The following is a 557-nucleotide window of genomic DNA, read 5'->3' as shown; positions in this document are numbered from 1 at the left end:
TGTTCGACGATTCTGCCGTTCTCCATGACGAGGATGACGTCGGCGTCGCGGATGGTGGAGAGGCGGTGGGCGATGACGAACGAGGTGCGGCCGTGGGAGAGGCGGGCCATGGCTTTTTGGATGAGGACTTCGGTGCGGGTGTCGACGGAGCTGGTGGCTTCGTCGAGGACGAGGATGACGGGGTCGGAGAGGAAGGCGCGGGCGATGGTGATGAGCTGTTTCTCGCCGGCGCTGACGCCGGAGCCCTCGTCGTCGAGGACGGTGTCGTATCCGTCGGGCAGGGTGCGGATGAACCGGTCGGCGTGGGCCGCCTTGGCGGCTTCCTCGATCTGCTCCCTGGTGGCCTCGCCGCCGGCGCCGTAGGCGATGTTGTCGGCGATGGTTCCGCCGAAGAGCCAGGTGTCCTGGAGGACCATGCCGATTCCGGAGCGGAGGTCTTCGCGGCTCATGGTGGCCACGTCGACGCCGTCGAGGGAGATCCGGCCGCCGGTGACCTCGTAGAACCGCATGAGGAGGTTCACCAGGGTCGTCTTGCCCGCGCCGGTCGGTCCGACGAT

Annotated in this window: 1 protein-coding gene; it reads right to left on the bottom strand. The window is 67.5% G+C overall.

The window, feature by feature from the left end; translation table 11 throughout:
• Positions 1-557 (bottom strand): ABC transporter ATP-binding protein (locus IE136_RS35225; RefSeq protein ID WP_189602567.1); only part of this gene is annotated, 557 nt, incomplete at both ends.

Source organism: Streptomyces lateritius (assembly GCF_014649715.1).
Taxonomy (GTDB): Bacteria; Actinomycetota; Actinomycetes; order Streptomycetales; family Streptomycetaceae; genus Streptomyces; species Streptomyces lateritius.
The sequence above is the reverse complement of the archived record's forward strand: the minus strand, read 5'-3'. Positions and strand labels throughout refer to the sequence as shown.